Origin of the sequence: Pseudomonas sp. Sample_20 (assembly GCF_004307585.1) — a bacterium.
Classification (GTDB): domain Bacteria; phylum Pseudomonadota; class Gammaproteobacteria; order Pseudomonadales; family Pseudomonadaceae; genus Aquipseudomonas; species Aquipseudomonas atacamensis.
In genome coordinates this window covers 29,302-43,597 of the sequence record NZ_RCOA01000020.1, presented here as the reverse complement: position 1 = coordinate 43,597, position 14,296 = coordinate 29,302, and the positions used below count along the sequence as shown (strand labels likewise).

The window sequence follows — 14,296 nt, the reverse complement described above, 5'->3', positions numbered from 1 at the left end:
ACTTAAGCGTTGACTGACACTCCGTCTTCGCGAGCAGGCTCGCTCCCACATGGGAATTTTGCTCAACCAAAGAACCAGTAGCAGACCCCGATAGCGCCCACCACACCAGCAAACTCAGCCAGCAACGCACACCCCACCGCGTGCCGTGCGCGTTGAATCCCCACCGCGCCGAAGTACACCGCCAGCACATAGAACGTGGTTTCGGTACTGCCCTGCACCGTCGCCGCGACCAGCGCCGGGAAGCTGTCGACGCCGGAGGTCTGCATGGTCTCGATGAGCATCGCCCGCGCGGCGCTGCCGGAAAACGGTTTGACCATCGCCGTCGGCAGCGCATCGACGAAGCGCGTGTCCCAGCCGGCCCATTCGACCAGATGACGAATACCGTCCAGGCCGAAATCCAGCGCACCAGAGGCGCGCAACACGCCAACCGCACAGAGCATCGCCACCAGATACGGCAAGAGGTTCTTTGCCACATCAAAACCTTCTTTAGCGCCTTCGACGAACGCTTCGTACACCTTGACCTTACGCAGCGCGCCGATCAGCAGAAACAGCATAATCAAGCCGAACAGCGTGAGATTGCCGAGGATCGACGACAATCCCGCCAGTGCTGTCACAGAAAGCGTACCAAGCAGGGCCATGAAGCCGCCGAGAATCAGCGCGCCGGGCAGCAGATAGGCGAGGACCACCGGGTCCCAGATGCGCAGGCGTTGCATGAAAGCTACGGAGAGGAAACCGACGATAGTCGAGCAACTGGTCGCCAGCAGAATCGGCAGGAACACCAGCGTCGGATCCGGCGCGCCTTGCTGGGCGCGGTACATGAAGATGGTCACGGGCAGCAGGGTCAACGACGAGGCATTGAGCACCAGGAACAGGATCTGCGCGTTGCTGGCGATGGTGGCACTGGGATTGAGCTCCTGCAGCGCTTTCATGGCTTTCAGGCCGATCGGCGTGGCGGCGTTGTCCAGGCCCAGACCGTTGGCGGCGAAGTTCAGCGTGATCAGGCCGAGGGCAGGGTGGCCGGCCGGGACTTCCGGCATCAGCCGCAGAAACAGCGGGCCGAGCACCTTGGCCAGCCACTCGACGATTCCGGCTTTCTCGGCGATGCGCAGAAAGCCCAGCCACAGGGTGAGGGTGCCGAACAGCAGCACCATGACTTCGACCGACAGCTTGGCCATGGCGAAAATGCTTTCCACCATCGCCGCGAAGATCCCGGCGTTGCCGCCGATCAGCCACTGCGCCAGCGCCGACACGGCTGCCACGATGAAGAAGCCAAGCCACAGGCCATTAAGCATCAGTCAAATCCCCCGAAGAATGCGGCGAATGATAGCGGGGTCGCCAGAAACGACAAACCCCGGATTGCTCCGGGGTTCGTATGGATCTGCCGCCCCCCGATTTACTGGGTGGCCTCAATCTACTGTAGGAGCTGCCGAAGGCTGCGATCTTTTGATTTTTGTTTTTTAAAAGCAAGATCAAAAGATCGCAGCCTGCGGCAGCTCCTACAGGGGGGTGTCAGTTCTTGGAAATTTCGCCAGCCGGCAGTTTTTCCTTGCTGCGCCAGTGCGGCAGGGAGTTCCAGTAACGCTCACCCTTGGCGTCGTCGTACATGCCTTCCCAGCGCGCGATAACCAGCACTGCCAAGGCATTACCGATCACGTTCAGTGCAGTACGCGCCATGTCCATGATGCGATCGACACCAGCGATGAACGCCAGGCCCTCAAGTGGAATGCCGACGCTGCCCAACGTGGCCAGCAGCACCACGAAGGACACGCCCGGTACGCCGGCGATACCTTTGGAGGTGACCATCAGCGTCAACACCAGCAGCAGTTGCTGGCTGATCGACAGGTCGATGCCATACAGCTGGGCAATGAAGATCGCCGCGATCGACTGGTACAAGGTCGAGCCGTCGAGGTTGAACGAGTAACCGGTCGGTACCACAAAGCTGCAGATGGCTTTCGGCGCGCCGTAGGCTTCCATCTTCTCGATCACCCGTGGCAGCACGGTTTCCGAGGAGGCGGTCGAGTAGGCCAGCACCAGCTCATCCTTGAAGATGCGCATCAGCTTGAGCACCGAGAAGCCGAACAGCTTGGCGATCAGGCCCAGCACGACGAAGGCGAAGAAGGCGATGGCGACGTAAACCAGGATCACCAGTTTTGCCAGCGGCAACAGCGAAGCGAAGCCGAAATTGGCGACGGTCACCGCGATCAGTGCGAATACGCCAATCGGAGCGTAGTTCATGATCATGTGGGTGACTTTGAACATGCTTTCCGAAACGCCCTGGAACATCTTTACCAGCGGCTCGCGCAGGTCCGACTGCAGGCTCGACAGGCCGAGACCGAACAATACGGAGAAGAAGATGATCGGCAGCATTTCGCCGCGAGCCATGGCCGCGAAGATGTTCGACGGGATCAGGTTGAGGATGGTCTCGATGAACGCATGTTCATGCTGCACTTCGGCGGCGGTAGCCTGGTACTTGGAGATATCCACCGTGCCCAGGGTGCTCATGTCGATGCCGGTGCCTGGATGGAACACGTTGGCCAGCACCAGGCCGACGACGATGGCGATGGTGGTGACGATTTCGAAATAGATGATGGTCTTCAGGCCGATACGCCCGAGCTTCTTGGCGTCGCCGACGCCGGCGATACCGACGATCAGCGAGGAGATGACGATCGGGATCACGATCATCTTGATCAGACGGATAAAGATATCGCCTGCCGGTTGCAGGACGTTGCTGATCCACCAGGCCTTCTCGGCGCTGAAGTGGTTCAGCAACGCACCCAGTGCAATCCCCAGAACCAGACCGATGAGGATCTGCCAGGCGAGGCTGATTTTTGCCTTCTTCATTATCTTTACCCTTACTTGCGTTTGACTCAGGCACATGCAGGAACTGGAACGCTCATCAGCGGAAAAGTCTGTGCATCTGCCTCCGTATAAGGTGCCCCGAAGCGCGTGTTTACGGCTCTTCGGCAGGCGAAAAAAGGCGCAACTATTCCGATGCAAGGTGGCGCCGTCTAATGCCGTAAACGCCTACCCTATGCCGAATCGGCATGAGCTTTTTCAATTGAAACTGGCGTCCCAAGCGGTTCGATTGTGACATTTCAGCCGGCATAAGTGCCGTGAACCGGCCATTACAGCTTAGGGCGGTCAAATTTTGTACAGCGGGAATTGGCGGAAATTTCCAGAAAAACTCCAAATCGAAAGACTAGGAGTTACACGAATCGAGCGCGATCTTTGTCGATATACGGTCGTCAGGAAACACCGCGAAATGTTTTTCCGCACAGTGTCGACGATTCAAAGAAGGGGATTGGCGCGCTGGATCAATGGTTTAGCTGATTCAAAGCCCAGCGCAGATTCGTCAGACCATCGGGTCGACGAACCTGCGGCGCAGCTTTTACCCTGACCCGGCCCTCGCGCAGGTACTCCCTGTACCCGTAGGTCACTCCGACCCTGTATCAGTCAGAACATCCCGGCCCCCTGGTCATGCACCGACCCTCATCGGGCGGTGCAATGGAAAGCAGCGGGGCGCTGCTCTCGTGTTCGAAACCGTTGCGCGTCCTGCGTCAGTACCACTTCGGATCTTTCTTCAGGGTTTCCATCAGCAGATCCTGCATGCCCTGATCAGGTTTGCCGAAGAAGCGATAAGTCGCGTGTCGCGTCGGCGACTTGTCCTGCGGCAGACCTTCCGGCACATCGACCAGCATGGCGTAGGCGTCATCCTTGTCGAAGCTGAAGGCCACGATCAAACGGTGATTCAGACACTTGTCCTGACTCTCGCAGAGCGGGCCGACCAGATACTGATCGCCATCTTCCGTAACGGCATGCATCTGTTGCTCGGAGGTGCCGGACAGGTTGATCACCCATTCCGGTACGCGCTCTTCCTTTTTGATCACGCCTTCCCAGGTTTCACGGTACTGCGCGTCGGAGGCGAGCAGTTCGTTGACCCGGGTCTGGCCGTCATTGGCCGCCATGGCCATGGCACTGCCGCCCAGAAGCAGGGCGGCGGCCAATGTCTTGAGACCGATCATCGTTAACCTCGGCCGCGACGGCCAAAGAAGAAGGAAGCGATGAACATCACCAGGAACACGACAAAGAGAATCTTGGCGATACCCGTGGCGGTGCCCGCGATACCACCGAAGCCCAGAACGGCGGCGATGATGGCAATGATCAAGAATGTAATTGCCCAGCTCAACATGGTGATTCTCCTTACTTCTCTATTTAGGGGTATTTCCGGTTTCCGACGCTACGCGCCCGAATGTATTCACTGACTTAGAAAACCCAGCGCTCTTCCCGTGGCAATTGATCCAGCGGTTGCGCCTGGTCGACATCGATCATGTGCATCGAAGCGTTTTCAGCCTGGCTGCTGCTCACGGCACTGAAGTGCGTCTGAGTGCTGTGCTGCATCGAAATCAATAGCTCGGGTTTACGGCTGTTTTCCCAGCTCATGTACTGCTGGCAGACGATCAGGGTGATCAGCAACGCCAGTACACCGAACAGACCTTGCTGGATCTGCAGTGGCGAAATACGTACTTGGGCGGCGATTGGGCGAGTCATCCTGTGTTCCTCACGCTTGTTCGGTTGGGGCAGTGCTGTTCTGCCCGGGCTGAGTGAGGTATTGCAGCCTGCATGCCAGTTTTTTCATCTGTAAAAAAATCAATGAAAACAATGGGTTAGGAGTGTTTGAGAAATTTCCTAAGACGCATCCTGCACGATGGCTCTTCTGCGGTCGTGCGCAATGCACGATTATTTCGTGGGAAATTTCGATGATATGGAATTGCTACCGGTACGCAGATGTCAGAAGAGGACGCAGGATCTGCCCTGCAAAACGCAGAATGTTTTAAAACTCAACGAAATCAATGAATTGGCCGTTATGGCAGTAGAGAGCTACCCTCCTATGGCTGGTATCGTTCAGAATCAACCATGCAACTTGCCCGATTTTTCCGGGACTAACCCAAGACTAATCACTATGGAGCGTAGGAAAAATGGAATCTGCCACTGAGCAACAAGGCCGCATTCTGCTGGTGGACGATGAATCCGCCATCCTGCGTACGTTTCGTTATTGCCTCGAAGACGAAGGCTATACGGTAGCCACTGCCAATAGCGCAGCCCAGGCCGATGCTTTGCTGCAACGTCAGGTCTTCGATCTGTGCTTCCTTGATTTGCGCCTGGGCGAGGACAACGGTCTCGACGTCCTCGCGCAGATGCGCATTCAGGCGCCGTGGATGCGCGTAGTGATCGTCACCGCCCATTCGGCGGTCGACACCGCGGTTGATGCCATCCAGGCTGGCGCCGCCGATTATCTGGTCAAGCCATGCAGCCCTGATCAACTGCGCCTGGCCACCGCCAAGCAGCTGGAAGTGCGCCAGCTCTCCGCGCGCCTTGAAGCGCTGGAAGGCGAGATCCGCAAACCGAAAGACGGTCTCGATTCCCACAGCCCGGCGATGAAAGTCGTGCTGGAAACGGCCCGGCAGGTCGCAAGCACCGACGCCAACATTCTTATCCTTGGCGAGTCCGGCACGGGTAAAGGTGAACTGGCCCGTGCGATCCACGGCTGGAGCAAGCGCGAGAAGAAATCCTGCGTCACTATCAACTGCCCGTCGCTGACTGCCGAGCTGATGGAAAGCGAGCTGTTCGGCCATAGCCGTGGCGCGTTCACCGGCGCAAGCGAAAGTACTTTGGGTCGGGTCAACCAGGCGGACGGCGGCACGCTGTTTCTCGACGAGATCGGCGACTTTCCGCTGACTTTGCAACCCAAGTTGCTGCGTTTCATTCAAGACAAGGAATACGAGCGGGTCGGCGACCCGGTCACTCGCCGCGCCGATGTGCGCATCCTCGCCGCCACCAACCTCAATCTCGAAGACATGGTCCGCGACGGCCGTTTCCGCGAAGACCTGCTCTATCGTCTCAACGTCATCACCCTGCATCTGCCGCCATTGCGCGAGCGCGCCGAAGACATCCTGACCCTCGCCGATCGCTTCCTCGCACGCTTCGTCAAAGAGTACGCACGCCCAGCGCGCGGCTTCAGCGATGAGGCGCGCGAAGCACTGCTCGGTTATCGCTGGCCGGGCAACATTCGCGAACTGCGCAACGTCGTCGAGCGGGCCAGCATCATCTGCCCGCAGGAACGCGTGGAAATCAGCCACCTGGGCATGGCCGAACAACCGGCTAACAACGCGCCACGGGTCGGCGCGGCGCTGAGCCTGGACGAGCTGGAGAAAGCGCACATCGGCGCGGTGCTGGCCACCGCCGGCACTCTGGACCAAGCGGCGAAAACCCTCGGCATCGACGCCTCGACCCTGTATCGCAAACGCAAGCAGTACAACCTGTGAGCACTGCGCGATGAAACTGGCGATCAAGCTGCGCACGCGCCTGTTCCTGAGCATTTCTGCGTTGATCACCGTGGCCTTGCTCGGGCTCTTGCTCGGGCTGGTCAGCGTGATGCAGATGGCCGGGTCGCAGGAAGCGCTGGTGCGCAGCAACTTCGTCACCCTGGATCTTGGCCTCAAGCTGCGCCAGACCCTCGGTGATCAATTGATCATCATGCTCGCCGAAAAACCCGATCCCGTTGCGTTCGAAGCGTCCAAACAGCACTACTTCGAGTTGCTCGACCAAGGCATCGCCCAGCAGCAGGAGGGCGATGGCCAGCCTTACGGTTTCCGCCAGGCCAAGGCCGACTACCTGAACTTCCTCGCCTCATTCGACGTGACCGCCGAAGCGGCGAAGAACGCCAGTACCACCGCGGATTTCCGCGAGCGCTTCAACATTCTTCGTAATGGCCTGATTGCTGAGCACAAACATGCGCTGGAAACCATTAACGCGGTCCAGCACGCTGCCCGCGAACGCGCGTTGCTGATTGCTGGGCTGCTTGGCCTGGTGGGGCTGGCGGTGCTGATCATCGGTTTCGTCACCGCCCAAGGCATCGCCCGACGCTTCGGCGCGCCGATCGAAGCGCTGGCCAAGGCTGCCGACAACATCGGCCAGGGCAACTATGACGTGACCCTGCCGATTTCCACGGCCATGGAAGTCAACCTGCTGTCGCGACGCTTCGGCCTGATGGCCGAGGCGTTGCGCGAACACCAGGCGATGAATGTCGACGAACTGTTGGCCGGTCAGCAGCGTTTGCAAGCGGTGCTCGACAGTATCGACGACGGTTTGTTGATGATTGATCGCCAGGGCCAGCTCGAACACCTCAACCCTGTTGCTCAGCGCCAGTTGGGTTGGGAAGACGACCGGCTCGGCCAAGGCCTGGGTACTGCACTCGGCCGTCCGGAGCTGGATGCGCAACTGCAATTGGTCCTGCGCGGCGGCACGCTGGAGCGCGCGCCGGAAGATCTGAGCATCGAAGTCGATGGCGAATCGCGCCTGCTGACCTACAGCCTGACGCCGGTCAGTCATACCCAGGGGCATATTCTCGGCGCGGTGATGGTGCTGCACGACGTCACCGAGCAACGCGCGTTCGAGCGCGTGCGCAGTGAGTTTGTCTTGCGCGCTTCCCACGAGCTGCGCACGCCGGTGACGGGCATGCACATGGCCTTCGGGCTGTTTCGCGAGCGGGCCAAGTTCCCGGCGGAATCGCGCGAAGCTGACCTGCTGGATACGGTCAACGAAGAAATGCAGCGCCTGATGCAGTTGATCAACGACCTGCTGAATTTCTCGCGCTACCAGAACGGTCTACAGAAACTCACCCTGGCGCCATGTTCCATTGAGGACCTGCTGGAGCAGGCGCAACTGCGCTTTGCCGACGTGGCTGCGGCCAAAGGTGTGGCGCTGAACGTCGAGATTCAAGGCCCGCTGCCGAGGTTGCAGGCTGATCAGGCGCAACTCGATCGCGTCCTCGACAATCTGATCGACAACGCCTTGCGGCACACCGCCCGCGACGGCCAGATCCGGCTGCAGGCGCGCCGCCATGGCGAGCGGGTCATCATCAGTGTCGAAGACAATGGCGAAGGCATTGCCTACGGCCAGCAGGGGCGGATTTTCGAGCCGTTCGTGCAGGTCGGGCGCAAGAAGGGCGGCGCCGGGCTCGGCCTGGCGCTGTGCAAGGAAATCGTCCAGTTGCACGGCGGACGCATGGGCGTTTATTCGCGGCCGGGGCAGGGCACCCAGTTCTACATGGCGCTGGCCGTCTAGGCTTCGTCGTCCATACGCCGCGCGGCAAGGCGCCTGCCGCGGGTGATCAGTTCGATGAATTGCACGGCGCTCAGTGCGTGGGCGAACAGCCAGCCCTGACCGAACTTGACCCCCTCACTGCTGAGCAGCGCTGCCTGGGATTCCAGCTCGATGCCTTCGGCAATCACTTTCAGATCCAGCGCCTGCGCCATGTGAATGATGTGCGGAGCGACGCCGCTGCTCGCTGCGTCATGGCCGAGCGCATCGATGAACGCCTTATCGATCTTCAGGCAGTCCACTGGCAAGGTCTGCAGATAGGCGAGGCTGCAATAGCCGGTGCCGAAATCATCGATCAGCACCTGATGGCCGACGTCGCGCAAGGCTTGCAGGTTTTCCCGCGCCACCACCACATCAATCAGGCCCCGCTCAGTGACTTCGAAGGCTATCTGCCGCGCGGCGACACGGTGCAACGCGAGCAGCCGCGCCATGACCTGGCCGATGCGCGGCACCATGACATCGCAGGCCGCGAGGTTCACCGAGATATACAGCTGCGGATTGGCGCGCAGTAACTGACCCAGCTGTTCGAGCAGACGCTGCAAGACGAAGTCGGTCATCTGCCGGATCTGCCCGGTGTTCTCCGCCATGGGAATGAACAGGTCGGGACTGGTCAGCGTGCCGTCCGGGCGCCGCCAGCGCAGCAGCGCTTCGGCGCCGACGCAGTTGCGGCTGTCGAGATCGAAGATCGGCTGATACAGCACCTGCAACTCACCCCGGCGGATCGCCCCGTGCAGCTCGGCATCCAGCGACTGGCGCTGACGCACCAGTAGCAAGGTCAGAAAGCCGACAACGGCGCCGGCGATCAGGCACACCGGCAACAGCCACCACCACACCGCCGGGACGTGCATGCCCGTGCGCGGCGTGATCAGCACCAATTGATATTCCGGGTTGTCGGTGGGCATGCGATAGATCAGCCGCGTTTGCGTGACTTGCAGCGCATCACGGCTCTTCGGGGGCCAGGGTTCGGTCGGTGGCCAGGTCTGTGCGGTGCCGAGCACCGGAATCGCTCGAGTGCCGTGATCGAGCACCACCAGCAAGCTGCTGCCGGGCGACAGATCGACCATGTCGGTCAAATGCCCACGCGAGGTAGCGACACGAAAATTGCCGCGACCGAGCATCAGCGCCGCGCGGTTTTCATCGGGTTCGGTGGTGGTGTTCAGCCAATAGCTGTAGGTCGGGCCCTGAATGTCCGGCGCGCGCACCAACGACAGACCTTCCTGGCGCGGACGGTTGGAGCAGAACCGCGAAGCGTCCATATATGCGGCTTCGTAGACGAAGCGGTAGTTGAAGGTGACTTGCTGCAAAGTCGCGATCATTTCTTCGTCGCAGCCGCGCAAGGGCTGGGCTTCAAGGTCGTCGAGACTTTCGCGCAACTGGCCGAACAATTGTTCGAGGCGCGCGAGGAAACGCTCGCCTTGGGCGTTCATTTCCTGGCTCTCGCGCATTTCCATCTGGCGCATCGCCGCGAACATACCGCCGGCAATCAGCAGGCTGGCGCTGAGGACAGCCGCGATCATCGCCAAAAAAACAGGGCGATAAAACCAGCTACGCAGCGTCTCTCGGGTCGCAGCCATCAGGGATTTTCCGAAGAATTACCATGAGTTATAGCTGCTGATTGCGATTTCGCCCTGACCGTCGGGCGGGCGTCATTATTTTGTCTGATTGAGGACCAAAAGAAGTGCCGCGGTTTGTGCATCCGGGGTGCCGTCGAAGCGGGCAGGGCGGTAATGCATCTGGAACGCGGCGAGGACATGCCGCGTGGCGACGTCCAGCTCGCCAGTCTGCGGTGTGTCGTAACCCAGACGCGCGAGTTGCGCCTGGAACCAGCCGATCTCCGGCAACGGGTTGCTGTTGAACACCGCCTGCTGACGCGCCACCGCTTGCTCGTTCGGCCACAGGCCAAGGCCTTCGGCGGCGAGACGTTTCCAGGGGAACAGTGGCCCCGGATCAAGCTTGCGCAACGGCGCGATGTCGCTGTGACCGATGATGTGCCGCGGGCTGATGCCGTTGCGTTTGCTGATGTCCTTGAGCAGGGTGATCAACGACTGGATCTGCGCCTCGCTGTACGGATACCACAGGCGCCCGGTCGGGGTGTCCTTGTAGCCGGGATTGACGATTTCGATGCCGATGGAACTGGAGTTCAGCCAGGTACGGCCCTGCCACTGACTTTCGCCGGCGTGCCAGGCGCGCTGGTTTTCGTCCATCAGCTTGTACACGGTGGCGTTCTTGTCATCGCCGATCAGGTAATGGCTACTGACGTCGCCATGGGTCAGCAATTGCAGCGAACGCTCCAGAGACGCGGAGGTGTAATGCACCACAACGAACTGGATGCGGCTGTCGTAATTGGCCGAAGGGTGGCTGGTGTCATAGCGCGGACCGCTGGCGCAACCAGCGAGGACGAGCAGCGAGGCAACAAGGGCAAGGAATTTCATGGCAGAGGACGATACGCTGAAAACGATAATGCAACAGTGTAACGTACGGATTTGCTCAGAGTCCGCCAGCGGGCGGATTTAAACAAAATGGAACAATTGCCTTAGCCGAGCTCGACTCGGTTGCGCCCGGCGTTTTTCGCTCGGTACAGCGCCTGATCGGCTCTTTTCAGCACCAGATCGCTGTGTTCTCCCACCCGGAATGACGCGAGTCCCATGGAAATGGTGATGGTCACTCGCTCGCCCTTGAAATGAAACGGGCAGGCTTCGATCGCCGCGCGCAGGGTTTCCAGCAGTTTCGCGCCCACCGCTGGTGGCGTCGCGGGCAGCAACAGCACGAACTCTTCACCGCCGAAACGGGCGATGAAATCCGAGCCGCGCAGGCGTTTGCGCAATACCGTGGCGATGATCTTCAGCACTTTGTCGCCGGCCAGATGGCCGTAGCTGTCGTTGATCCGCTTGAAGTGATCGAGGTCGAGCATGGCCAGGCTGAGGGTGTTGCCGTGCTGCTGCCATTGCTGGATCTCATGCTCCAGGCGTTCACTCCACGCCGCGCGGTTGGGCAGGCCGGTCAACGGATCGATCAGGGCTTTCTGCCGCTGCTCTTCAAGGTGTTCACGGAAGCCCATGGCTTCCTGTTCCATATGCGCCACGCGCTCCGACAGGCTCTTCAACCTGGCGGCGACTTCCTGCTCGCGGGCGTCGCGCTGCTTCTGGTGCTGATCCATCGTTCCCAGCAGGCCTTCCAGATGATTCTCCAGCACATGCTTGAGGTCATCGAGGTCGGCTGCTTGCTGGACGCTGCTCTGCAAGCCGTCGACCTGCTCGCGAATCTGCGTGTCCATGGCCCGCGCCGCCGAGCTATTGTCGGCATGCCCTTCGCTGGCCGCTTGCAGGTTGCTCTGAAACGCTTCGAGGCGTTCGTTGAGTTGCTGCAGATAGGCTTCGAATTCGTGCTGACCGCTGTCGGTAATCGCCAGCATCAAAGTCGCGAGATCGTCGAGGATCGGCAACAGTTCGTACCAGTTCAGCCCGTGTTTGAGCCGTTCGCGCATGGCTTCGGCTTGCGGCCGATGACGCTCGGGCAGGGTCAGGTCGTCGAGCAGGCCGATCAGCGTGTCTTCGATATGTCTGGCTACGGAGCTGTAGGACGGCTCCGGGGAATCCGGCAGAGCGAAGAGGATGTCGTGCTCCGACTGCTCCGGGTCGATGGCGGCCAAGGCCTGAGCGATCGGCTCGGGCAAGGGCAGGCTGTCGAGGAGCAGCGGCGACGGATCGTCGGGGTGGATCAGTTCGTCGGGGTTGAGTGCTTCGGTTACTTGCGCAGCGACGGTTATCTCGGTGTCAGCGGCTGGTTCAACCTGCACTGGCTCGGCTTCAACGACGACCACAGGCGCAGCGAACGCAACGACTTGCGGCTCATCAGGCGGCGTCTGGGCGGGCGTTTCGATGATGGTCTCGGGCGCTGCGATCGCTGGCTCCGCGTTGGCCACCGGTGCCGATTGCGCAGGCTCCGGTTCAGGCTGCTGAGCTTCGACCAGCTGCGGCACTGGTGTTGCTGGTATGTCGGCCGCCGGTGCAACGGTTTCTTCACTGTCGCGACTACCAAACAAACGCTGCAACAACCCCGGCCGCCCCGGCTCGGCAGGCGTTTCCAACTGACTCAAGGCCTTGCCCTGCAAGCCACTGAGTTCGCTCAGCAGCAGTGGCATTTCCCGCGCCTGACCGACTCGGCTGTCCAGTTGTTTGGCAAATTTCTTCAGCGGTTGCGCGACTTCGCGCGGCAGCGGCAAAGCCTGCAACTGGGTGACCAGCGCGGTCAGCGCGGTGCTGACCTGATCGATGCGGGTCTCGCGGCGCTGCTCGGAGTCGAGCACGGCTTTTTCCAGACGCGGCAGCAGGGCGGCGAGGCCGGCGTCCATGTCATCGGTGCGCACGACTTCGCGCATTTCTTTCATGCACTGATCAACAGCCTTGTCGGTGCCCTCGGCCGCCAGCGTGCTGCGCACCAGACCGCGCCGCAGCAGGTCGAGTCGCGCGGCCCAGCGGCGTTCGAGCTTGTCCTGCTGTTCGATGCTCTTGAGGTACTTCTCTTTCCAGCGCTGGGCGTCGTCGCTCATTCACAGGTTCCGCGAGGGGCAGGGCTCAACGCGGGCAATGCGTCGGCCGTGAGCGAACCCGGCAGACGAATTTCCACCGCGACCGGCAGGTGATCGGAAATGGGCTGGGCCAGCACCTCGACCTTTTCCAGGGTCAGGGTCGGGCTGAGCAGAATATGATCAAGGCAACGCTGTGGGCGCCAGCTGGGGAAGGTCGCTTCCACCTGCGGGGCCAGCAGGCCGAGATCGCGTAACGGCGAGTGTTCGAGCAGGTCGCTGGCATGGGTATTCATGTCGCCCATCAGCACCTGATGCTTGTAGCCGCTGATCAAATCACGAATGTAGGCCAGTTGCAGGCTGCGCGTCCGCGCGCCGAGGGCCAGGTGCATCATTACCACCACCAGCGCTTCCGGACCTTCGCCGAAGCGCAGCAGGATCGCGCCGCGACCTTTCGGGCCGGGCAGCGGGTGGTCCTCGATCGCCCACGGCTTCAGGCGACTGAGCACGCCATTGCTGTGCTGGGCCAGTCGACCGAGGTTGCGATTGAGTTGTTGATACCAGTAGGGAAAGGCGCCGAGGTGGGCCAGATGTTCGACCTGATTGACGTAGCCTGAACGCAGGCTGCCGCCATCGGCTTCCTGCAGCGCGACCAGGTCGAAGTCGCCGAGCAGGTCACCGATCTTCTGCAGATTGCCGGAGCGCCCGGTGTGCGGCAGCAGATGCTGCCAGCTGCGGGTCAGGTAATGTCGATAGCGCTCGGTGCTGATGCCGACCTGAATGTTGAAGCTGAGCAAGCGCAGACGCTGGTCTGCGGGCAGGCCCGTAGACGCCAGATGATGCTCGTTGACCTGCGGATCATGCAGGCCGACGATGCGTTCGGACTTCCAGCGGCGCATGGCGAATGCCGCGCTTAGTTGGCAGTAGCCTTGTTCGCCGCTCGCTCTTTGGCGACCAGATCGTCAGCCAGCTTCAATGCTTGTTCGGCACCACCGGCAGAGCCGATGTCGAAGCGGTATTTACCATTGACGATCATGGTTGGCACGCCAGTGATTTCGTACTTCTTCGCCAGCTCACGGGCCTTGACGATCTGGCCTTTGATAGCGAACGAGTCGAAGGTGGCGAGGAACTTGTCCTTGTCCACGCCTTGAGTGGCGAGGAAGTCAGCCATGTCGTTCTTGTCGGTGAGCTTCTTGTGTTCTTTCTGGATCGCGTTGAACACGGCGTTGTGCACCTGATGCTCGACACCCATGGCTTCCAGAGTCAGGAACATCTGGCCGTGAGCATCCCATGGGCCGCCGAACATGGCGGGAATGCGCACGAAGTTGACGTCGGACGGCAGTTTTTCAACCCATGGATTGATCACTGGCTCAAAAGCGTAGCAATGCGGGCAGCCGTACCAGAACAGCTCGACCACTTCGATCTTGCCAGGCTTTGCCACCGGCACCGGGTTGGCCAGTTCGACGTAAGGGGCGGCAGGGGCTTCAGCGGCCTGGGCGGTGACGCCGAACAGGCTGGCAGCGACGAGGGCGGCGCTGATGATCAGATTACGCATGCTTTACTCCTGAACAATTTGGGTCGCCTCGCTCGACCTGTTGCGACACAGATCCT

The 14,296-nt window shown here is 60.6% G+C and carries 12 protein-coding genes; 2 read left to right on the top strand and 10 right to left on the bottom strand.

Annotated features, from left to right (window positions below; genetic code table 11):
• Window positions 1-62 precede the first annotated feature (62 nt).
• The 5 genes from D8U70_RS03865 to D8U70_RS03845 form a co-directional block, all read right to left on the bottom strand.
• Window positions 63-1,292 carry a spore maturation protein gene (locus tag D8U70_RS03865; protein ID WP_130928318.1) on the bottom strand — a complete coding sequence of 410 codons (1,230 nt, stop codon included), beginning with the start codon at window positions 1,290-1,292 and terminating at the stop codon, window positions 63-65.
• A gap of 217 nt (window positions 1,293-1,509) precedes the next feature.
• On the bottom strand, window positions 1,510-2,841 hold the full coding sequence (gltP, locus tag D8U70_RS03860) for a glutamate/aspartate:proton symporter GltP (protein ID WP_039757150.1): 1,332 nt from the start codon (window positions 2,839-2,841) through the stop codon (window positions 1,510-1,512).
• Between the two features lie 716 nt (window positions 2,842-3,557).
• A complete protein-coding gene (locus D8U70_RS03855) occupies window positions 3,558-4,022 on the bottom strand; it encodes an inhibitor of vertebrate lysozyme family protein (RefSeq protein WP_016772356.1) in 465 nt (154 codons plus the stop codon).
• 2 nt (window positions 4,023-4,024) lie between these two features.
• A complete protein-coding gene (locus D8U70_RS03850; RefSeq protein WP_003177151.1) occupies window positions 4,025-4,189 on the bottom strand; it encodes a DUF1328 domain-containing protein in 165 nt (54 codons plus the stop codon).
• 74 nt (window positions 4,190-4,263) lie between these two features.
• On the bottom strand, window positions 4,264-4,548 hold the full coding sequence (locus D8U70_RS03845; RefSeq protein WP_122751328.1) for a hypothetical protein: 285 nt from the start codon (window positions 4,546-4,548) through the stop codon (window positions 4,264-4,266).
• A gap of 428 nt (window positions 4,549-4,976) precedes the next feature.
• Here D8U70_RS03845 and algB point away from each other — a divergent pair, with 428 nt between their 5' ends.
• Both algB and D8U70_RS03835 read left to right on the top strand, forming a co-directional pair.
• Window positions 4,977-6,323 (top strand): sigma-54-dependent response regulator transcription factor AlgB, encoded by a 1,347-nt coding sequence (gene algB, locus D8U70_RS03840; RefSeq protein ID WP_024014980.1) that lies wholly within the window; start codon window positions 4,977-4,979, stop codon window positions 6,321-6,323.
• A gap of 10 nt (window positions 6,324-6,333) precedes the next feature.
• Entirely contained in the window at window positions 6,334-8,124 is a 1,791-nt protein-coding gene (locus tag D8U70_RS03835) for an ATP-binding protein (protein ID WP_024014981.1), read from the top strand.
• Here the strand turns inward: D8U70_RS03835 and D8U70_RS03830 are convergent.
• The 5 genes from D8U70_RS03830 to D8U70_RS03810 all read right to left on the bottom strand — a co-directional run bounded on the left by D8U70_RS03830 (window position 8,121) and on the right by D8U70_RS03810 (window position 14,240).
• Window positions 8,121-9,734: an EAL domain-containing protein gene (locus D8U70_RS03830; protein WP_071173950.1), complete on the bottom strand. Its 1,614-nt coding sequence runs from the start codon at window positions 9,732-9,734 to the stop codon at window positions 8,121-8,123. The genes D8U70_RS03835 and D8U70_RS03830 overlap by 4 nt on opposite strands.
• Window positions 9,735-9,809: 75 nt before the next feature.
• Complete coding sequence (locus tag D8U70_RS03825; RefSeq protein ID WP_130928317.1) at window positions 9,810-10,592, bottom strand: N-acetylmuramoyl-L-alanine amidase; 783 nt, start codon at window positions 10,590-10,592, stop codon at window positions 9,810-9,812.
• Window positions 10,593-10,693: 101 nt separating this feature from the next.
• A complete protein-coding gene (locus D8U70_RS03820) occupies window positions 10,694-12,709 on the bottom strand; it encodes a GGDEF domain-containing protein (RefSeq protein WP_130928316.1) in 2,016 nt (671 codons plus the stop codon).
• A complete protein-coding gene (locus tag D8U70_RS03815; RefSeq protein WP_024014985.1) occupies window positions 12,706-13,584 on the bottom strand; it encodes an endonuclease/exonuclease/phosphatase family protein in 879 nt (292 codons plus the stop codon). Before D8U70_RS03815 ends, D8U70_RS03820 begins: the two co-directional genes overlap by 4 nt.
• 14 nt (window positions 13,585-13,598) lie before the next feature.
• Entirely contained in the window at window positions 13,599-14,240 is a 642-nt protein-coding gene (locus D8U70_RS03810; RefSeq protein WP_130928315.1) for a thiol:disulfide interchange protein DsbA/DsbL, read from the bottom strand.
• Window positions 14,241-14,296 lie beyond the last annotated feature (56 nt).